We start from the raw sequence: 20,520 nt of genomic DNA, 5'->3' as shown, positions 1-20,520 counted from the left end.
GATAAATTAAAAAAACAAAAAACCGAATTTTGAATAAAACAGGGAGGTGAAAATGGCTCATAACACCTACGATAATATACATTCAGACTGGGAAGAGATAACTATACTTTTCTTTGGAGTTGTTTAAGAAAATAAGAGGGGTAAAGTCCTGTACGTTTATAAAAAGATTTTGCAAAAGACTCCGCACTTTTAAAACCTACTTCTTGGGCGATGGCTTTTATTTTGTATTTCCTAAATACAGGATCTTGTCTTAATCGATTTACCACAAAGTCAATTCGTAAATCATTGATATAACTACTGAAGTTTTTTTCTTTATGGGTATTAATTATTTTAGACAAATACGTGGCATTGGTTTTTAACTTTTTCGCCATTGTAGTTAAGGTACAGTCTACACGTAAAAAATAGTGCTCTAATTCCAGTTGATCTATTTTTTCTAATATGGAAGTTAATTTTTCATCATCGATAACCACAGCTGCAGCCGATTTACCTTTTACAGATAGTTCTTGTTGTTGATTTTCTAATAAATCAATTTTAGCCATCAAATCATTAAAGATGTACTTATTTGATCGTTGTTTTGTTATGTAGATCAAACTCAACGTCAACAATAATATTGAGACTAACCATAAACCAGTATAAGTGTACTTTTTTATTTTCAGCTCACTCTTACGCTCCATTTTTAAACGCTTTAAGTTCATTTGTAATATCTTAGCATTCTTTTCGTAAATCTTGTTTGCTGTCGCATCTTTTTCCTTTTCATAGGATGCATTTAATCGTATATACTCCTTGTTGTATTTTAATGCTTTTTCAAAATCCTTTTGCTCTCCATAACAATTTGCCAATAACAAATAACACTGAATTACGAACATTTTTTTATGATCTTGTTCATCGGCCAAATCGATGCTTTTAAATAAATACGCAATTGCCTTATCAAAGTTCTCTTGACTATAGTGGCAACTCGCTAAATAATAATTCACTAAAACCGTTGGGAAAAAATCTTGACTAATTTTATATCTATTCAACAGATCTTTCGCTTTCAGCAAATAATTAAAAGACTTGTCTATATCACTTTTATAGTAATATGCCATGCCCTTTTCAATATATAGGTGCACTAAAGTCTGCTTAAAATCTATTTCTTTTGATATTTCAATTCCTTTGTCAGCAAAATATAAAACCGAATCGTATTGTTCTAATGCCATATATATCTCATTTGCGGTAGTTAAAACCCGCGCATGATTGCTTTTGCTAAAAGATGTAGACTTATCAACTAAATTGATCATTTTAGTAGTAAGCTTATGCGCTTCTTCTAATTGCCCCATTCTCTTCAAAGTAGTTACTAAACCAGACAAAAGAATTATTTCCTGTCTTACATCACCAATGTTTTGGACTATATCCAACGATAGATAATATGAGTCTAACGCTTTTTGATATTCTCCATCTAATAAATATGAATGTCCTTTTCTGGTAAGAACTTTACAAATAAGACTATCTTCCTTTAATTCCCTTGCAAGCACCAAAGCCTTATCAAATGATTCAATACTTTTCCTATACTCTTCAACGTAATACAGTTCTCTACCCTCATGGTAATGGGACATAACCTCATCTATCTTGGCTTGTTGACAACACCCTATTTTAAATGTAGATAGACAGATACCGCAACATAAGTACAATTGTAAATCCCATCTTTTTTTGGTACTTAAACCCATCGTTATCACAATATTTTGTTAAAAATAAGAATTCATTTCCATTAAGAAAAAGATTGAACAAAAACAAAACAAACCATTGAAAATCAACTCCTTATTCATTGGTTAAACAAGTCGGATTTTATAAAATCCGACTTGTTTTACTTGTATTCTACCTTTTTCTTGATATACTTTTGATTATAAATAGCATGGCCATGCAATTCATCCTTAATTTTTAAAACAACAAATGTAATGAAGGAAAACAATAGGATTAGTAAAGTACTTACTGAAGAAGAAGTAATGGCTATACAATAAAATATCAGTCAACTAAAAAGCGAATTTGATTTTTACAAAATCTAACTCCTAATGAGCGTAAAAGCTTACCAAAGATCAATAGTGCCAATAAAATTTTTGCTGAAGACAGCATCCATATTCTGGAAGGAAAACCCAAATGGATACCTGAAGCTCTTTATGCTACCGAAGCAAAAAAGGATTTAAAACTCTTTGAACAATTAGATCCAATCATCCTGGAACTAGAAAGCTTGCTTAGCCAAATGAAAGATACCCAAATGATTACAGGTAGCGAGGTATATCGAGTAGCACTATTGATCTATAACTTGGCCGATGCTGCTCGCAAAATGCCAATGGAAGATGCACAAAGTGCTCATGAATTATTAAAAGCACGTTTTACACAAACCACAAATACCCCAAAGCTCACTGAAGAAAAACCATCTACTACCTTAGTATTTCTAGTAGATCGGGTAAAAAGTGAGCGGTATCGATCCAAAAATGAATACGAGCAGTTCCTAAAGGTAGTACTGATTACAATTATTGAGCGATCAGATAGTAATAATGTATATCCACCCCTAATTGTGGTGGGTAAATCTATCGGTATAGAGCATCTTGTGACAAAGTTACTAGGTACTTCTATACATTTAGTACTCTATCTGACAAACTTACGTGAATCTTTAACAATTACAGTACCCCAAATTACATATACAGGTGGGGAGGGGTACTTATCTAGTAAGGTAAACACATCGTCACGTGCGTCAAAAATCAGCAATAAAAAGAAACAAAATGAATTTGATTATTAAACAAGTACAACTTATAACCCGTATCGATCAACTTATACGGTTGGAAGCTACAGGGTGCCCAGAATATTTATCAAAACAACTAGGAATTTCTAAAACCTCTTTGTACCGATTAATCAATACCATGAAAGTTCTAGATGCACCCGTAGAATATGACTATAACAGAGAAAGCTTTATATACAAAGAAAGCGTACATTTTCAGTTTGGATTCTATAACAAAGATCCAAGAAACATAATGTCTTCCAGTACTTAATTAAAATATTTTTTTGAGTTTCAAAAAATGAAACTCTTGTGTTGTAGTATTGTGATACAAAAGTTATCTCTTCACAACGTATTGGAAGAGCAAAATTCATAAGATGTTGTAATAAGATGACTAAAGAACACTATTCTAACTTTATGTAAGCCGTATCAATGGGTTCTTATCCTACCTAAACCCATTTGCTTTTAAATGTGATTCTAAATGGATTACAATCGTATGTCTAATAATAACAAATGAAAATATTATGAGTTTTTCTTTCTCATCTTACTCTTATGATAATTGTGTTTTGGTTACTTCGAAACTTACTCGATTACTACAGGTTAAAGTTTCTTTAAAAACTATAAAAGACAAAATTTTAGAGCATCCTAATCACCCATCTCTGTTATCGATTTCGGATGCTTTAGAAAGCTGGAATATTCAAGTCATTCCTGCAAAAATTAACTTCGATCAAATAAGTACGGCAGAAGATCCTTTTTTAGCCCAAATACATAAAAATGGTCAAGACTATTTTATCGTCATTAATAAAATAAATAATGAAGAGATAAAATTTTATGATCAACAAAACAAATACACTTCATTGTCCACAAATCAATTTATAGAGATTTGGACCGGTGTAGTACTATTTGCAAATGTTAATGAAAAATCGGGTGAAGAAAAATATAGAGAAAATGTAGTTCTGAAAAGGTTGAACATTGCGTTAGCATCTTTTATTAGTGTTGCTGTTATTTTTTGGATTGTAACATCATCTTTTAAAATAGACACTACCAATCATCTTATTATCTATCTATCATTTACTGCTCTTAAAATTATTGGAATACTCATAAGTCTTGTTTTACTTTGGTACGAGGTCGATAAACATAATCCTGTTGTAAAACAATTTTGCTCTGCCAGTAAAAAAGTAAATTGTGATGCGGTTCTGAGTTCTAAGCCTTCCCAAATCATAGGAAACCTTTTGAATTGGAGCGAAATAGGGTTTGCGTATTTTGCAAGTACTTTTATTTATCTACTTATTTTTGGCTCAAACCTAAGTGCCCTTTCAATAGTAAACATTCTAGGCATACTTTCCTTACCTATAATTATTTTCTCATTGTGGTATCAGTTTTTTAAGATAAAACAATGGTGCTCCATGTGTATTGCTATTCAATCTGTTTTGTTTGGAGAATTTATGCTTTCTGTTACGACTGGCAACTATTATCCAATGTTTTCCATTAGGGATATCGTTGTGTTTGTAGCTCTTTTTTCTACAATCATATTAACCTGGAAGAGTGTAAAGCCGATTCTATTAGATCAAAAACGTAAACAAATTATACAAAGAAGTTTCAATAAGTTTAAAAACAATCCCAATGTTTTCCAGGGGCTGCTATCCACTACAAAATCTATGGAACATAACTCGACAGATTTAGGAATATTGTTAGGTAGTAATAATGCTCCTTATAAAGTCACCAAAGTTTGTAATCCTTATTGTAACCCTTGTGCTCAAGCACATCCTATATTAGAGAAATTGGTACAATCAGGAAAAATACAATTACAAATTATTTTTACCTCCAGCCCAAAAAAAGAAAATAAAAACTCTTTACCTGCAAGGCATTTAATGGCATTATCGAACACGGAGCTTATCCATAAAGCTCTTGATGATTGGTACCTGAACGAGCATAAAGATTACGAGCTATATTCTAGGAAATATCCTTTAAACGGAGAACTCGATCAACAAACTCAAAAACTTCAGGAAATGTTTGATTGGTGCAAAAAAGAGAAAATAACACACACGCCTACGATATACATCAACAACCATGTTCTGCCCACTGAATACACGGTTAAGGATTTATTAGATGTATTGATTTAAAAAGTAAATCATTGTTTAATTTAAATTTAATATTTATGAATTCAGATTTTTTGAATTTGATGGGAATTGAAGATACTCAATTGCTATCAAGAGAACACCTTAAAAACGTAAGTGGAGGAGGTGAAGTGCATTTAACTCTCGATGGAGATGTTGTAGCTGGTTGCACTGCTAGTTGCACCAATGCGGAGCCTGTAACTTGTAGTGGTAAAAACTGTGTAGCTACCGACGATGTGGGTTGTAAAAGTGACCTTGAGCACCAAGATTGTATTGTAGCATAACCTAAATTTTATATTATGAAAAACTTGAAAAAAAATAGATTAGACAGAGATCAACTGAAGTACATTTTTGGAGGAGGTGAGCAACACTCTTCTTTAGATGGAAAAACAGATTTTGCTTCTTGTGTTGCTGATTGTGGTAATGGATCAGCAGCAGTTTGCCAAGGTGGTGATTGTTGGGCGACCGATCTAGTAGGTTGCGGTGTTGAACCCGGTGTTACCTTACACGCTTGTTGAAATATTTAACTTTAATTATATTTGATTATGAATTTTAAAATTGAAAACGCACAATGGTTGTCTAGAGAAAGCCTTAAAAATGTAAAAGGAGGTGGAGAACAACATTCTGATTTAGATGGAAATTCAGGTGCTCCCTGTATTGCTAGTTGTTCTACAGGTCAAGCAGTCGTTTGTACGGGTAGCTGGTGTAATGCCATAGACGATGTAGGTTGTCAAACTGATATTATGAAAGTTGATTGTGCAGAAGCATAATCATAAATTTAAGGGGTGCGTAAGCACTCCTTATTAAATTTTATTATTATGAAATACTTATTTGTTGTTAGTTTATTATTTATTCTCACTTCTTGTCAAGAAAAAAGTTTGACGCATAGAATTGTTTTAAAAGAGAATCAGGCAAAAAATGTATTAAATCAAAAAGCCGGGACTTATCAACCTTCACGAAGATTTGACTCTTTACCATCTTTTTTAATAGACTTACCACAAGCCGATACTTTAGATATTCGTTATGTGGATTTTTTAAACCAAAGAAAACTAAAAGCTCTACATAAGACAAAATTGTTAGATAGTTTAAGTTATTCTTTTGATACTTTGCAAAGAGGTGTTTATGTAGTCAATGGATATAGAAACGATAAGCAGTTTATAGTTGTTGACGCAAATAATAATTATTCTTTTAAGGATGATACCATAGTCTATTTTAACCAAGATTTTAAGCATCGTATTTTTGATGAACCTGCAATAAAAAATAGTGTTCCTTTTGTTACTATAACTTATGATGATTTTGACGGTAAAGGCATTTCAAAAAAACAGCTTAAAGTAAAGCCTATACCCTACAAATTAGATCATCAAAAATACTGGAGTAAAGAACAAATTGAAAAAGCAGGGCCAAGAATAATTAATGATATTTTTGATACTAAATTATATTATCAGATTGATTGGAGAGGTAAATTAAATTTAGAACAGCAAGAATATGTTGTAAATGTAACCAAAGGATTTAACAAGCCTAGAATAGCATTTTATAAAGATGGGCATCATGTTGCTAATGAACGCTATTATAGGATGAAAGACAGCGTTAATTTAGAAGGTTTATATTATGTAATTGATAGTATTACTCCTATATGGGACACTTTATTTATAAAAAAGTTAAATATTAAAGCTCCTAAATGGGGATATCTCAAAGGAGAAAAGTCAGTAGATTTTATGTATAAAAGTATTACCGGATATGAAAGAAAAATAAGTGATCTCTTAAAGGATAAGGAATATGTGTTAATTGATTTTTGGGGAACCTGGTGTGGGCCTTGTAAAGAACTGACTCCTGATTTAGTGCGAATGTCCAAACAGTATGATAATTTATCATTACTTAGTGTAGCCTATGACAGAAAAATAGAGCCTTTGTTAAAATATATCAATAAGCATAAAATGGATTGGGATCATGTTTTTGTGCAGGGTAACGCAAAAAGCGGTACAGAAAAGAAACCCTCATTAATCAAAAACTTTGCTATAGAAGCATATCCTACATTTATATTAATTAACAAAGATTTAGAAATTATATATAGAGATACAGGAAGACCTGGATTAGAAAAGATAGAGAAAATAATAAACAATCACTAATAACTTTGGTTTATTAAATAGGAGTTCTTTTATAGCTTATTTATAGTATTTATAAAGTATTATTTAAAAAACCTGCAGCATTGCAGGTTTTCTAATTTATTGTTGGATTAATAAACTTGAACACAAGGCCCACCAGGTCGTTTTATGGTAGGTTCTGCTTCTGGAGGTATACTGCTTCCTCCTTTAATCAAGCGCAGCTTTTGAGTATTAATGCTTGCTATAGTAAGCTTTTTGAGCACCATCTTGTTTTGTTTTTGAGTTTTCATAATGATCTACTACTTTAATTAAAAAATTACTGGTGTTATCAGTGTTTCCCTAGTTACAGGTATCGAGTTATAAGGGACTTAATATAATTTTTTACACTCACTAATAGTAATTTGACAACCCTAATTTGTTTAAAATAGGGTTGCTAATCAGGTCCTTTCTTTTTGTAAAAAAATTCTTGTAAAATTCACCTTCTTGTTAGTCATGAAATTATATTCTCTATACTTTTTTCCTGTTTTTGAAGGTTCTTAATATAATAGGATGGATTTAAACCTGTTTTGGCTTTAAAATGTTTGGCAAAAGAATAGTCACTCTTATATCCAATTTCGTTGGCTATGGATTTTATAGAAAAAGATCTAAACTTTTTATCATTTTTCAACCTTTTCAACACATACTCAATTCGAAGATCTCTTATATACTCATTAAAATTCTTTTGCTGATGTATGTTTACAATCTTTGATAAGTAGGTAGAATTTGTTTTTACTTTTTTGGCTACCGATCTCAAATTACAATCTAATCGCAAATAATATTCCTGAGCCTCTAATCGCTCTAATCCTTTTAAGACATCCATAACTTTTTCGTCATCGATAAGAATTGGTTTGGTAGTTTCCTTTTTGTCTGTAACCTCATGTTCTTTCGTTTCCAAATCATCTATTTTTTGCAGTAAACGATCAAATCGTAATTTATTTGTTTTTTGTTTTTTGAAATAAAGTACGGCTCCAATAAAAAGTATTATAAAAAGTAATATGGCAAGAAAATACCCATAGGTTTTGACACGTTCGTTTTTGCGATGTGCATCCTGTAAATCTACAATTCCTTTTTGCAATACTTGCGCTTCTTTTTGATAGATCTTGTTGATCGTTGCTGTTTTTCGTTTTTGATTAGCTTCATTAAGTTCTACGTATTTGGTATTCCACAATAAGGCACTCTCAAAATCTTGTTGAGCAGCATAACAGTTGGCAAGCAATAAATGAGATTGTAGTACTGGCAGATTAAACAAATCTTTTTGTTCTGAAGCTTTGATATTGTCAAGTAATCTTGTGATCGCTTGATCATACTGCCCTTGTTTGTAATAGCAACTGGCGATGAAATAGGCACAGTTGATCGTAGGATAGAATCTGTTTTGTACTTCATTATTTTGCAAAATCTCTTCAGCCTTAAATAATAGAGCTAATGCATCTTCATATTGACCTTGATGATAAAAAACCACCCCTTTTTTGATATACAAATCCACTAACCCTTCTTTGTAATCCAGTGACTTGCTGAGGTCAATCCCTTGCTCAGCATAGTGCAATACAGAATCATATCGCTCCGTATCTAGATACACCTCTATACTCACAGTAATAGCACTAACATGACTTCTTGTGTTTTTGAAAGAAGATTGATCAATAGACCGTAAAATTTCTTTGGAAAGAGCTAATGCTTTATCATATTGATTGGTTTTTTTATACACCAATACCAGACCTGAGTTAGCCATTAATTCTCGATCATAATTTTTCAGGGCTTTAGCAATTTCAAGGGCTTTATAATAGGCATCGAGTGCTTTTTGATTTTGATCGTTCATCAAAAATGAACTTCCTTTGGCAGTAACCGCTTTACAAAGTAATAAGCTATCGTTGACTTCTTGAGCAATCTTTACTACTTTGTCCAGAACGGCAACACTCTCTTTATAAGCTTCTTCATGATATAGCGCCTTCCCTTTTTGATAATATTGCTCTGCAAGTGCCAGGGATTGTTCTTGTCCAAACGCATGCTGCATTCCTAAGAGAAGGAAAAACAAACAAGAAAAGAAATCTACAAATCGTATAGAAGAGCCCTGCATGATAGTGTGTTGATGTGATTACCCAAAAGTAAGAATTTACTTTTTGATATCAGATGGCAGGCATCTAAACGAAATGTAATCCAGAGGTTTACGTCTATCTGAAAGTAATAGTACAACTGCTGGATTGCCCAAACCATCGTACTCTATTTCTAGAAGCTATTTTGTAAATCCCATCTCTAATCATTCTAGGTACAAAAGCCAATAATGCTGCGGCTAACTTCCATCTTGGGATTTTGGAAACAATTTTTAAAAACCCGTCAGAATGGGTATGCGCTCCATTTTGATCGATCAAAATTACTGTTTCTAACTGCTCTAATGGATATCCATATTGTTTTAGGTAAGCTTGACCTTGTGGAGATTGAAAAGGTATAAACTGAAAAATCTCTTCTGGGGCAAATTTTAATAACCACCCTACAACCCCATTACATAGGTTACACTCGCCGTCGAATATAATTACACTTTTATTTGCTAGATTTTCCATAACATTGGTTTTTAACTTGTTATGCATCTATAGTCGAACGGATCCGTCAATCATTTCAATCGCACGGTGAGAATTTTGGTAAATTTTTGAATTATGGGTTGCCATGATCACCGTTTTGCCTTTTTCTTCGGTGATTTTTTTGAGCAAATCAAAGACCATTTCGGTATTTTTTTGATCTAGATTCCCTGTAGGTTCGTCGGCAACAATCAAATCAGGATTATTAATTAATGCTCTTGCTATGGCTACGCGTTGTTGTTGTCCTCCAGATAATTGATACGAAGGACGCTTGGCAAATTCTTGCATCCCAACTTCTTGCAGAAGTAACAGTGCGTCTTCTTTGATTTCTTCTTTGGTTTTGGCCCCCATCTTCATGGCAGGTAACATGATATTTTGCAACACATCAAACTCTGGTAACAAATAATGAAACTGGTATACAAAACCGATATGTTGATTTCTAAAATCGGTAAGATCTCCAGCCGACAGATCCTTAATGTTTTGATCTTTTACCCATAGCGTTCCTCCAAAATCGGTGTCCAAAGTTGAAAGTATATACAAAAAAGTCGATTTGCCACTTCCTGATTCACCATAGATCGAAACCAATTCTCCTTGAGCTATTTCCAGAGAAACCTCATGCAATACCTGATGCCGTTCTGGCTGATCAAAATATTTATCGATATGTGATGCTTTAATGATCATAATCCTCTGATAATGGTTACCGGGTCTACTTTACTCGCTTTTTTTGAAGGGATATATCCTGCCAAAATCGTGGTCAACACCCCAAAGGCAAATCCCATACAGAAATAAATAGGCTTAAAGTTGATAGGATATGTTTCTACAATAATAAAATCTGAAGTGTCTAATGGTGTTGTAGAAATCATATAACAAATGACATAGGCAAACAACAACCCTAGTACTGCGCCAATCAATCCTATGATTAGGGATTGCACCAAAAAGATAAAAACAATATCCTTGCTCGAATATCCCATCGTTTTTAACACTGCAATATCTTTTCTTTTCTGAATCACGGTAATGTTCAGAATATTAAAAATCCCAAATCCAGCAACCAACAACAAAGCAAAAGAAACCGACCAGGTGAGAATATCTCGAACCTTATTACCAATAACAATGGTTTTATTACTGTCTTTCCAATCTTCGGCAGCAATTGATGTTATTTGTTCTACTATTTTGTGTTTTAAACTCACATCGTCCCGGTTTTTTAACTTGACATGTACATGGGTAATTTTTTGATTCTGGCCCAATAATTTTTGTAAGGTTGAAGCCGAAAAATATGTTCGTACATTATCTATGGTGGTAATCCCAAAACTAAAAATCCCGGATACTTTAAGCTTCACATTTTTGCCATTGGGAAGAATCATTTTAAGCTCATCTCCAACGGATACCTTCAAACGATTCGCTAAACTTATACCTAATAGAATAGCATTTTCTTCCAACAAACTTTGAAACCCATTCCCTTCGATCAATCGTCGTTCCAGATCTACCATCTGTTGTTCTTGATCTGGAAATACTCCATTAATACTCCCCGGTAATTGTGTGGAGCTACTTACCAAAATTGCCGGAGTAATCAATTGATATGCAAAAGACTCTACATTTTCGTTCTTTGAAAGGAGATTGTCTATTCGCTGTACATCGGCAATAGTTTTTAATTGATTTCCAAAAACTTGTTTTGACGACTCCGCTTCAGTTTTTGAAGCAACAATAATATCTGGACTTCCATTAAAAACAGCATCATCCAAAAAATCATTCACCCCAGTCATAAAGTTGATCATAACTATGAAGGTCGTTACTCCCAGCATGACTCCCAACATCGCCAAAAAACTCTGCTTCTTACGCGCAGACAAATATTGCCATGCGATAAATAAGTTGGTCTTAGAATATATTGGTGTAGACATATCTGTTAGGTCGGGTAAGTTTTCTATAGATTACAGTGACATTTCTATGCTATTTAAATACAATTTATTTCTATGTTGCTAATAAATATACATTAACTTTGATTTTATATTGCTAGGAATAATCAAATTATTACTTTTGCGCTACGGTTATCACGTAATTTTAATGTGTTAATCATTTCTTCCCCCCGTTGTTAATCAGAATTGTATTGAAAATTAAATCTATAGTTATGGATAAACTATTACGCTGTTTTTTAATTTTTCTTATTGGTGGGCAATTGTTGTCTGCACAAGCCGATTATATCAGCTGGGAGTTTAGAGGAGGAAATTTACTAAACAATCCAGACGGTACTTCTACCGGACCTGGTCCGGAGCCTGCTGGACTGGACGTGGCCGATATCCCCAGCACACCAATTACTTTTGGCCGTTTACAATCTGCGGTACTAGGAGACTTGGATGGAGATGACGATTTGGATTTTATCTCTGGAAGCCAGGGAGGTACCGTACACTATTATGAAAACGATGGGACGCCAACTGCCCCTAATTGGGTAGCGGCTTCGATACCGACCTTGGATACCCTTTGGATTGATCGAGATAACCCCTTTAGAAATCAGAATAGACCTCAACTAGTAGATATTGATAATGACGAAGATTTAGACCTGTTTATTGGTACCGATTATGACTATGAGGGTGATCGGGATAATGATATTTTGTTTTACCGAAATGTAGGTACTCCCGAAACTCCAGTTTTTGAATATGTCCCTGATGGGATCCCTGGGTTAAACGATATTGAAGTGGCAGAATTCCCTGGTTTGGGTTTTGTGGATTTGGACAATGACACCGACTTGGATTTAGTAGCATTAGGAAGTGATAAACTCACCTATTTCCTGAATACGGGTGATCCTGAAAATCCTGTTTTCGAACGCCAGTCTGAAGCCGATAGCCCATGGAGCGATGAAGATGCTTATACCAATATGGACGTCCCCGTTCCTATTTTTGAAGATTTTGACAAAGACGGGGATTTTGATATGTTCTTTATGATCGATACCGGTTTTGTGCGATGGATTGAAAACATAGGAACTGTTACAGAACCACAATTTGATGACCCGCAACTACTTTTTAATGGTGAATTGACTCGAGGAGAAATAGGAAGCTTTGCAACCATAGACTTTGGAGATGTAAATGGTGACGGTTTAAAAGATGCTATTCTTGGAAGTTTTAATGTTGCGCGATTTGCGTGGTTCAGACAAGTACCTGTTTGCGTTGCGCCCAGCACTCCTGTGGTAACTGCCACTCCTGTTACTTGCGAGGGAGAAACTTCTACCATTACTATTTCTGGAGACCTTAATATTGCTTCTACCTGGTCGATTTACACAGATTCTTGTGGAGGTACTCTTTTGGGAACAACTACCACAAATACTTCTACTTTTGAAGTAACGCCTACAGCACCTGGAACCACATATTATATTAGAGGAGAAGACGGGGATTTGACCTGTATTGATGAAAGCACAACTGTTTGTGTAGAAATTACGATTCCGGTTAATGCGATAGATGATCCTACGTTTAGCTATCCTGATACTGATTATTGCTCAAACGATTCCAACCCATCTCCTACTATTACAGGAACTACAGGGGGGACATTCAGCGCTACCTCGGGATTAAGCATTGATCCAGATACTGGAGAGATTGACATTGCAAACAGTACACCAAATACGTATACGGTTACATATACTACCAATGGTACTTGCCCAGACAGTAGTGATCAGGAAATCACCATTATCCGGCAAGATGATGCTACGTTTAGTTATACAGACAGTAGCTATTGTAGTAACGATCCAAATCCTTCACCAACGATTACGGGAACTACCGGCGGAACATTCATTTCTACTTCTGGATTGAGTATCGATCCAGATACTGGAGTGATCAACATTGCCAATAGTACTCCTAATGTGTATACAGTGACTTATACTACCTCTGGTACATGTCCAAATAGTAGTGATCGAGAAATCACTATCATCCAACAAGATGATGCTACGTTTAGTTATACAGACAGTAGCTATTGTAGTGATGATAGCAATCCAGCACCTACAATTACCGGAACCACAGGAGGAACCTTTAGTGCTGCTACAGGGTTGAGTATTGATCCGGACACTGGGGCAATTGATCTTGCAACCAGTACTCCATCAATATACACAGTCACTTACACTACCAACGGTACATGCCCAAATAGTAGTGATCAGGAAATCACTATTATTCAACAGGAGGATGCTACATTCAGTTATACAGACAGTAGCTATTGTAGTAACGATGCCAATCCGACACCAACGATTACCGGAACCTCAGGAGGGACCTTTAGCACAACATCAGGATTAAGTATTGATCCGGATACTGGGGTGATCGATATTGCTAATAGTACACCAGATACCTATACAGTAACTTATACTACATCCGGTACATGCCCAAACAGTAGCGATCAAGAGATCACTATTCTCCAACAGGAAGATGCAACATTTAGTTATACAGCCAACAGCTATTGTAGTAACGAATCCAATCCTGTACCTACAATTACTGGAACCACAGGAGGAACTTTTAGTGCTGACTCTGGGTTAAGTGTTGATCCCGATACAGGAGTAATCGACCTTGCCAATAGTACTCCAGATACATATACAATTACGTATACCACTGCTGGTCTTTGCCCAAATAGTAGTTCGGCAGAAATTACGATCCATCCACTCCCAAATGTGGCTATCGAAAATGATTCCTCAACCATTTCAGTAAATAGTTTGGAAGGAGCAACCTATCAATGGATAAATTGTGATACCGACTCTCCAGTGGCTGACGAAACCAACGCTTCGTTTACTATTTCAGAAAATGGATCTTATGCCGTAGACATCACTATAAACGGTTGTACAAACAGATCTGAATGTGTAACGATCAATATCGCAAACAGTTTGTCTGACTTTAAGTTATATCCAAATCCTTCGGAAGGGATGATTCATGTTACTCTTCCCTCGGTAATCGATATTGCTATCTATAATAATCACGGGAGAAAAGTATTTGAGACCACCAATACTTCTATAGATATTTCTACATTGAAGTCTGGGGTATACTTTATGAAAATCGAAACTTCAGAGGGCACCACCATTAGAAAGTTGGTAAGAAACTAGAAGGTTTATGATTTCTTTTTGCTTTTGCTACTCTTTGCCAAGGGGTTGAAGGCAAGACATAATTGTACCCAATATTCAAGATCGTCATCCAGATCAAAACCATCTGGAGAGACAAAGACAAAACCCTTCATGGGCCTACCCGTAAAATCCATAGGAAGACACCCTTCTTTTTGCATGGCTTCGTTCATAGCATCGGGTCCGATCCTGGCCATAAGCAAATCCATCTCCTTCTTTTTATCATAATGTATCCCACAACACATCTTATCATCAACCATAAAACATAAACCTCCCATCATTTTTTTCTCGAAGAAACCAATACGTTCTTCCCTAAATATCTGACGAATTCGGTCTGCCAAAAATTCGTTGTATGCCATAATTATTGTATTGCTTTGGTTAAATAGTCATTCAGTGGTTGCATGATTTTCCAATATCCGATCAGCTCTTCAATCAACTGCTCACTCAAGATCAAATCCGATGGTTTTTCGGTCACAAAATAAAACTGTTTATTCGCAATATACGGTTCCTTTTCTATCGCTTGTTGCCATTCTTTAGGAATACGTTTCATTGCCTCACCTTTTAGCTCTCCAAAGTGTTCTATAAATTGTTTCTCTTCGATAAGCTTATGGAACGTTTTTGGGTCCTCCTTGATTTTTGTTCTAATCTTAAAAAGCTGCTCCTTATCCGGACCAAAACATCCCCCCATAATGCCAACCATTTCTGGCGAAAAGCGGACAAAAAAACCTGGAATACTTTTGTCCTTCTTGCCTACTCTGGAAATAAACGCGGTGTAATGTAAATTATAAGGAGTTTTGTCTTTAGAGAATCGAATATCTCTATTAATCCTAAGAATACAATCCTTAGGCTCGATCATAAGGTCTGCATCTATTTTCTGTATTTCTTCGATCATCTTACCCACAAACTCAGTAAATGGTTTTTTGACACTCGATTCGTATCTCTTTTTATTTTCATGAAACCACTCTTTATGATTGTTGGGCGCCAACTCCTTGAAAAAGTTTATAAAATCTTCTGTGAAATACTGCATATTTTGTTGTTTACATACTTTAGTTCTACCGACATTTGAGCGTAAAGACCGGTAGACCTAATAACTTTATTATTTCATTGAATGAAAAGCTACTCGATTTCCTTCCGTATCCAGAAATATAGCCATAAAACCATTCTCCCCAAGTGAAGTCTTTGGCATCAAGACCTTACCACCTGCTTTTTCTACTCTAGCTAATGGTACCGATAGATCGTCTCCTCCATTAAGATAAGCAAAGGTTCCTTCTTGAGATGGTTTGTTCCCGTTACCGTGAGTAACACAACCTCCTACTCCTCCATCTTTATAAGGAAAAAAGGCCATTTTAAATTCAGTTTCAAAGGGTTGTAACTCTACGTTAAGAAGTTCGTTATAAAACTTTACGGCTCTTTCAAAATTGGTGCTTGGTATTTCAAACCAGCTAATTGCACTAGACATAGTATTGTTGATTTTTGATTAATAACTACTCAAAGATATTGGATAACAAGTTTCAAAAAAAGTATATTTTTGAAAAAACATAGGTTTCTAAAATGAAGAAAAGCGAAGAATTATTCCATCTTATCCAATCCTTATCTAAGAGTGAAAAGCGTTATTTTAAGCTCAGTGCTCAAGGAAGCGACTCTGCAGAATATTTAGTTTTGTTTGATGCCATAGAAGCGCAAAAAGAATACAATGAACAAGAAATAAAAACCATTTTTAAGGACAAAGCTTTTGTCAATCAACTTACCACTATAAAAAACTATTTAAAACATCGTATTTTACAATCGCTCCGGAATTACCATGCTAAAATTTCAAAAAACACGGAGCTTTTGGATATTCTTCGCAACGTGGAAATTTTATTTCACAAAGGACAATACACTATTTGCGACAGTGAACTGAAACGAGCGGAAAAAAAAGCAAAAAGTTTTCAGCAAGACACCTTGTTGTTTCATATCCAGGATTGGAAAAGAAAGGTTTATCAAGCTTTGAATCCTCAGGATTTCGAAACGCTTCGTACTATTATACTAGAACAAAGAACAACCTTAAAATCTACCAACGAATATATCGATCTCTTGCTCGCTAATATTGACCCTACTCAATTTTCGCTTTCACACAAAAAAAGTGGTTCCCTACAAAACAAAACACTCAAAACCCTTCATAAATACAGGAAACTCTTGCTATCCAAAGATCCGGAAAAAGCGAGACGCACTTTAGAAGACCTGATCAAAGAATGGGAGCAATACCCAGAAATGCTTCATGAGTTTTTCCCGATGTATTTTTCAGTTTGTAATAATTTACTAGGTTTTTTAGTATTCAGAAAGGAATATAAAAAAGCTTTTGTACGCATCTTGCTAATTAAACAAAAGGCATCCCAAGTTTCTACCACTTCGGCAGCATTGATTAAAGAAAAATTACGACTATACAATATAGAACTAGAAATTCATCGAAACCTAAAAGAACTGCACACTACTCATGAAGTCATTCAAGAAATACAGGAATTTATGACACAACACGCTACCCTTATTCCTAATAATTACAGACTTTCATTCAGTTATCAATTTGCCGCTATTTATTTTACCAAAAACGACTACAAAACATCCCTGCATTGGATCAATGCCATTCTAAATCGTCAAACCAAAAAAGATCGAAAAGATTTGATCACCTATACCCATTGGCTGAATCTTTTGGTACATTATGAACTCGGAAACGGATTCACATTACGGTATTTAATCGACAATTTCAAAAAACATCTAAAAAAGCAAGAAAACATAGTTTCTTACCAAAAGATTCTATTGAAATTTTTATCAAAAACAGTAGAATACACGTCGCAAGAAAAAAGAAAGGCATTTATTACATTAAAAGAAGAGCTAATTGTCAACCCGATTCCAGAAGATGTTTTAGGTTATATCGATTTTGAGGATTGGGCAATCCATAGAAAACATTAAATCTCAAGAGTGTCTTTGAGACAACATCCTCATAAAGTTTTCTTTATACGTATTTCCAATAGAGAGTTGAGTGTCTAACACATCTACATAATCAGTACCGTATGCTTTGATCTTATCAAATGCAACAATATATGATTTGTGAATCCGCACAAAATCCTCTTTTGGCAACAGTTTTTGTAAATCTATGAGTTTGTGATAAACGACAAAATGTTTGTCTTTGAGATGAATTTTCACATAGTTACTTAACCCTTCGATATATACGATATCATCATAGTCTATGCGTATGTTCTTTCGATCTACTTTAAAATACTCATAGGTCTTTTTACAAGCTGCAGTTTCTACTACTGGTGTCTCTACCGATCGAGTTACCTTATTTACTGCCTTTAGGAATCGCTCAAAAGAAAAGGGTTTTAGTAAGTAATCGGCAACATCGAGCTCATATCCTTCTAGAGCAAACTCTCTATAGGCAGTAGTAATAATGGTTGTAGGAGGATGATTTAAAGTTTTTAAAAAGCTTAAGCCACTTATCTTAGGCATTTCTATATCAAGAAACAAGATGTCGATCTTGTGCTGTTGTAAGATTTTTAGTGCATCCATGGCATTGTCGCAAATGGCGAATACTTCCAGATCAGGAACATCTTCTACAAACCCTTTTACTATATTTTGTGCAATGGGTTCATCATCTACGATAACACATTTAAGCTTCATCTTGCTGTAGTTTTATGGTTAAATCTACACGAAAAGCATCATTGGTTTTGTCAATGATCAACTTTTTGTTCTCTCCATATAATAAATCCAATCGGCGACAAATATTTTGAAGTCCCAGTCCTCCACAGGCATTCTCTTCTTCTTGGGTAGAAATGCTATTTTCAGCTTTAAAAGACAACTCATTATTGTTAACCCCAATATTCACCTTGATCCATCCTTTTTTTACTTCATTTTTAAGTCCGTGCTTAAACGCGTTCTCTATAAAAGGGACAAGAATTAGAGGTGGAATTTTAATTCCTTCAGTTTCGCCGCTCACTTCAAAATCGATCACTACCCTTTTTTCGTATCGCTCTTTTTCGAGTGCGATAATATTCTCGATCAGTTTTAATTCTTTGGTCAGCAAAACCAGTTTGGTGTTGGACTCATACAAAGTATAACTCAAAATATCAGACAATTTAAGAATTAAGCTTGGTGTTTTTTCAGATTTCTCGAGAGCCAAACCATAAATACTATTTAGGGTATTGAACAAAAAGTGAGGGTTAGTCTGTGATCGTAAAAACTTTAATTCGGCATTGGTCTTTTCTTGTTTGAGCACTTCGGTTTCTCGTCGTTGCTTATACCAATCCATAAAAAGCTTAAATCCTGTGGTAAACGCCACTGGTGAGATAATGATAAGCACTACCTGAATTATTTTGGAAAACGCCAAAGGCTCTATTTTCTGACCTACTAACCATTGTGGGAAAAACTTAGGAAACCCCCAATACAGCACAAAATACCGATGACCCACCGCAATAACCAACAACAACAAGATCAGAATGGTAAAATAGGGTAGTAATTTATTCTTATACAAAAACATCGGAATCAGAATAAACCAATTGATGTACACCGCAATGAACCTGGATGGTAGCACTAGAAGTTCATAGATCAATGCTCCTTTGAACGAATGCATATATCCCCATTCTGAGATGGTAAAAGATGCGGTTACCACCACCCAGAACAAAATATGATAGGTAATATGTTTTATCCTCAACTGCATATACTGATGACCTTCAAAACTATGAGATATCTTTTCAACTTCTGAAATTTTTATGCCTATATCGGTTGAATTTATGCAAACATCCTATTTAGGCAGTTGACATAAAGAACATAAAGGTATGCAGAATTCTTTGCGAAACTTGTATAAAATTCATTCAATGTAACTCATTCTGAAGTACTTTCATATAGCTCCCGTAAAGGTGCATCAATCATCAATCAAAAAACGAACATCATGAATAGATCACAATTCATAAAAACCGGAATTGGCTCAGCGGGTACTCTTATGTTTCCTGTTACATCAGTTTTTTCGCAACCTTTTTCAGAAAAAACACAATTAGACAAAAAAATAGTCGCCGAATTTGTGGGCGCAGGCCATGGCAAATTTGATAAGGTTAAGGAACTTCTTGAAGAATATCCCACACTTCTCAATGCTGCTCATGACTGGAAAAATGGTGATTTCGAAACTGCCTTGGGAGCTGCTAGTCATGTCGGGTATAAAGAATTAGCAACATTTCTTATCGATAAAGGCGCCCAAGCCAATATTTTTACGGCAGCTCTTTTTGGCAGGATCGATATTATAAAACCTACGCTAAGCTTTTTCCCAAATGCACTTCATGCCAAAGGCCCGCATGGGTTTACCCTACTACATCATGCAGAACGTGGGGGAGATGAAGCCAAAGAAGTTAAGGATTACCTCATCTCACTTGGAGCTACAGAAACCAAAATTCAACTTTACTAATATGAATATAAAAGCCACCCTATTTTGTGTCCTGGGTATTATTTTGGGCACAATAGCCCTTGCAATGTTTACCTCTTTTGTACAAGAAATACTATTCAATGGTGCACACTATACTAATGCCAGCACATCGATTGTGATATTTAGTGGTTTTTTTACTTTTCTAGCGGCTATTGCTGCTGGTCATGTAAGCAGAATACTAGGCAAAACCTACACGTTTATCATTCCCTGGATGATTAGCAACCTTATCATAATGGAAACAGTATTCTTAATTTTCTTTGGTAATACTAACGATCCTATTTGGTATACGGTTGTAGGTGGTAGTGGTCTTATTCTTGGAATTTGGATAGGGTATCATTTTCTGGAAATCAAAGATTCCTTTGTAACCGGATCAGAATATTACAGTAAAGAAAAAGTATAAAAAGTGAGTTCTGGAACTCACTTTTT

At 34.9% G+C, this 20,520-nt stretch carries 22 protein-coding genes; 11 read left to right on the top strand and 11 right to left on the bottom strand.

Translation table 11 applies throughout. The features are described 5' to 3' along the window. Window positions 1-101 precede the first annotated feature (101 nt). Window positions 102-1,703: a tetratricopeptide repeat protein gene (locus ACXAGJ_RS05770; protein ID WP_474837947.1), complete on the bottom strand. Its 1,602-nt coding sequence runs from the start codon at window positions 1,701-1,703 to the stop codon at window positions 102-104. Window positions 1,704-2,233: 530 nt separating this feature from the next. On the opposite strand from ACXAGJ_RS05770, the gene ACXAGJ_RS05765 reads away from it, so the two are divergent. From ACXAGJ_RS05765 to ACXAGJ_RS05735, 7 genes are all read left to right on the top strand, one after another. Continuing rightward, window positions 2,234-2,773, top strand: coding sequence for a hypothetical protein (locus tag ACXAGJ_RS05765; RefSeq protein ID WP_474837945.1), 540 nt, complete (start codon window positions 2,234-2,236; stop codon window positions 2,771-2,773). Next, complete coding sequence (locus ACXAGJ_RS05760; RefSeq protein ID WP_474837943.1) at window positions 2,757-3,023, top strand: hypothetical protein; 267 nt, start codon at window positions 2,757-2,759, stop codon at window positions 3,021-3,023. The genes ACXAGJ_RS05765 and ACXAGJ_RS05760 overlap by 17 nt, the downstream gene beginning before the upstream one ends. A gap of 250 nt (window positions 3,024-3,273) precedes the next feature. Then, a complete protein-coding gene (locus ACXAGJ_RS05755; protein ID WP_474837941.1) occupies window positions 3,274-4,872 on the top strand; it encodes a vitamin K epoxide reductase family protein in 1,599 nt (532 codons plus the stop codon). A gap of 35 nt (window positions 4,873-4,907) precedes the next feature. Then, a complete protein-coding gene (locus tag ACXAGJ_RS05750) occupies window positions 4,908-5,150 on the top strand; it encodes a hypothetical protein (RefSeq protein ID WP_473284636.1) in 243 nt (80 codons plus the stop codon). 15 nt (window positions 5,151-5,165) lie between these two features. After that, window positions 5,166-5,384, top strand: coding sequence for a hypothetical protein (locus ACXAGJ_RS05745; protein ID WP_474837939.1), 219 nt, complete (start codon window positions 5,166-5,168; stop codon window positions 5,382-5,384). Between the two features lie 27 nt (window positions 5,385-5,411). Beyond that, a complete protein-coding gene (locus tag ACXAGJ_RS05740) occupies window positions 5,412-5,636 on the top strand; it encodes a hypothetical protein (protein ID WP_474837937.1) in 225 nt (74 codons plus the stop codon). Between the two features lie 48 nt (window positions 5,637-5,684). After that, window positions 5,685-6,992: a TlpA family protein disulfide reductase gene (locus ACXAGJ_RS05735; RefSeq protein ID WP_474837935.1), complete on the top strand. Its 1,308-nt coding sequence runs from the start codon at window positions 5,685-5,687 to the stop codon at window positions 6,990-6,992. A gap of 107 nt (window positions 6,993-7,099) precedes the next feature. On the opposite strand, the gene ACXAGJ_RS05730 is transcribed toward ACXAGJ_RS05735, so the two are convergent. The 5 genes from ACXAGJ_RS05730 to ACXAGJ_RS05710 all read right to left on the bottom strand — a co-directional run bounded on the left by ACXAGJ_RS05730 (window position 7,100) and on the right by ACXAGJ_RS05710 (window position 11,469). Next, window positions 7,100-7,258 carry a hypothetical protein gene (locus ACXAGJ_RS05730; protein ID WP_474837933.1) on the bottom strand — a complete coding sequence of 53 codons (159 nt, stop codon included), beginning with the start codon at window positions 7,256-7,258 and terminating at the stop codon, window positions 7,100-7,102. Between the two features lie 200 nt (window positions 7,259-7,458). Next, a complete protein-coding gene (locus ACXAGJ_RS05725) occupies window positions 7,459-9,078 on the bottom strand; it encodes a helix-turn-helix domain-containing protein (protein ID WP_474837931.1) in 1,620 nt (539 codons plus the stop codon). Window positions 9,079-9,172: 94 nt separating this feature from the next. Continuing rightward, on the bottom strand, window positions 9,173-9,559 hold the full coding sequence (locus ACXAGJ_RS05720) for a thiol-disulfide oxidoreductase DCC family protein (RefSeq protein WP_073319891.1): 387 nt from the start codon (window positions 9,557-9,559) through the stop codon (window positions 9,173-9,175). 27 nt (window positions 9,560-9,586) lie between these two features. Further along, on the bottom strand, window positions 9,587-10,255 hold the full coding sequence (locus tag ACXAGJ_RS05715) for an ABC transporter ATP-binding protein (RefSeq protein WP_474837928.1): 669 nt from the start codon (window positions 10,253-10,255) through the stop codon (window positions 9,587-9,589). Further along, complete coding sequence (locus ACXAGJ_RS05710) at window positions 10,252-11,469, bottom strand: ABC transporter permease (RefSeq protein WP_474837926.1); 1,218 nt, start codon at window positions 11,467-11,469, stop codon at window positions 10,252-10,254. Before ACXAGJ_RS05710 ends, ACXAGJ_RS05715 begins: the two co-directional genes overlap by 4 nt. Window positions 11,470-11,696: 227 nt before the next feature. Between ACXAGJ_RS05710 and ACXAGJ_RS05705 the strand changes: the two genes are divergently transcribed. After that, window positions 11,697-14,633, top strand: a complete 2,937-nt coding sequence (locus ACXAGJ_RS05705) for a T9SS type A sorting domain-containing protein (protein ID WP_474837924.1) — start codon at window positions 11,697-11,699, stop codon at window positions 14,631-14,633. Window positions 14,634-14,638: 5 nt separating this feature from the next. Here ACXAGJ_RS05705 and ACXAGJ_RS05700 read toward each other — a convergent pair whose 3' ends face one another. The 3 genes from ACXAGJ_RS05700 to ACXAGJ_RS05690 all read right to left on the bottom strand — a co-directional run bounded on the left by ACXAGJ_RS05700 (window position 14,639) and on the right by ACXAGJ_RS05690 (window position 16,107). Continuing rightward, window positions 14,639-15,007, bottom strand: a complete 369-nt coding sequence (locus ACXAGJ_RS05700) for a TfoX/Sxy family protein (RefSeq protein ID WP_474837922.1) — start codon at window positions 15,005-15,007, stop codon at window positions 14,639-14,641. 2 nt (window positions 15,008-15,009) lie between these two features. Beyond that, complete coding sequence (locus ACXAGJ_RS05695; protein ID WP_474837920.1) at window positions 15,010-15,675, bottom strand: DUF2461 domain-containing protein; 666 nt, start codon at window positions 15,673-15,675, stop codon at window positions 15,010-15,012. A gap of 69 nt (window positions 15,676-15,744) precedes the next feature. Further along, window positions 15,745-16,107: a VOC family protein gene (locus ACXAGJ_RS05690; RefSeq protein ID WP_474837918.1), complete on the bottom strand. Its 363-nt coding sequence runs from the start codon at window positions 16,105-16,107 to the stop codon at window positions 15,745-15,747. A gap of 92 nt (window positions 16,108-16,199) precedes the next feature. On the opposite strand from ACXAGJ_RS05690, the gene ACXAGJ_RS05685 reads away from it, so the two are divergent. Next, window positions 16,200-17,594, top strand: a complete 1,395-nt coding sequence (locus ACXAGJ_RS05685; protein WP_474837916.1) for a hypothetical protein — start codon at window positions 16,200-16,202, stop codon at window positions 17,592-17,594. 3 nt (window positions 17,595-17,597) lie between these two features. Here ACXAGJ_RS05685 and ACXAGJ_RS05680 read toward each other — a convergent pair whose 3' ends face one another. Further along, entirely contained in the window at window positions 17,598-18,302 is a 705-nt protein-coding gene (locus ACXAGJ_RS05680; protein WP_474837914.1) for a LytR/AlgR family response regulator transcription factor, read from the bottom strand. Further along, window positions 18,292-19,338: a sensor histidine kinase gene (locus ACXAGJ_RS05675; RefSeq protein WP_474837912.1), complete on the bottom strand. Its 1,047-nt coding sequence runs from the start codon at window positions 19,336-19,338 to the stop codon at window positions 18,292-18,294. Before ACXAGJ_RS05675 ends, ACXAGJ_RS05680 begins: the two co-directional genes overlap by 11 nt. A gap of 231 nt (window positions 19,339-19,569) precedes the next feature. Here ACXAGJ_RS05675 and ACXAGJ_RS05670 point away from each other — a divergent pair, with 231 nt between their 5' ends. Further along, window positions 19,570-20,076 (top strand): ankyrin repeat domain-containing protein, encoded by a 507-nt coding sequence (locus tag ACXAGJ_RS05670; protein ID WP_211483328.1) that lies wholly within the window; start codon window positions 19,570-19,572, stop codon window positions 20,074-20,076. Between the two features lies 1 nt (window position 20,077). Further along, entirely contained in the window at window positions 20,078-20,494 is a 417-nt protein-coding gene (locus ACXAGJ_RS05665; RefSeq protein WP_474837910.1) for a hypothetical protein, read from the top strand. Window positions 20,495-20,520: the final 26 nt, after the last annotated feature.

The organism is Aquimarina sp. AWH4_224 (assembly GCF_056160245.1).
Note: the sequence above shows the minus strand (reverse complement) of the source record. Positions and strands in the feature narration are given on the sequence as shown.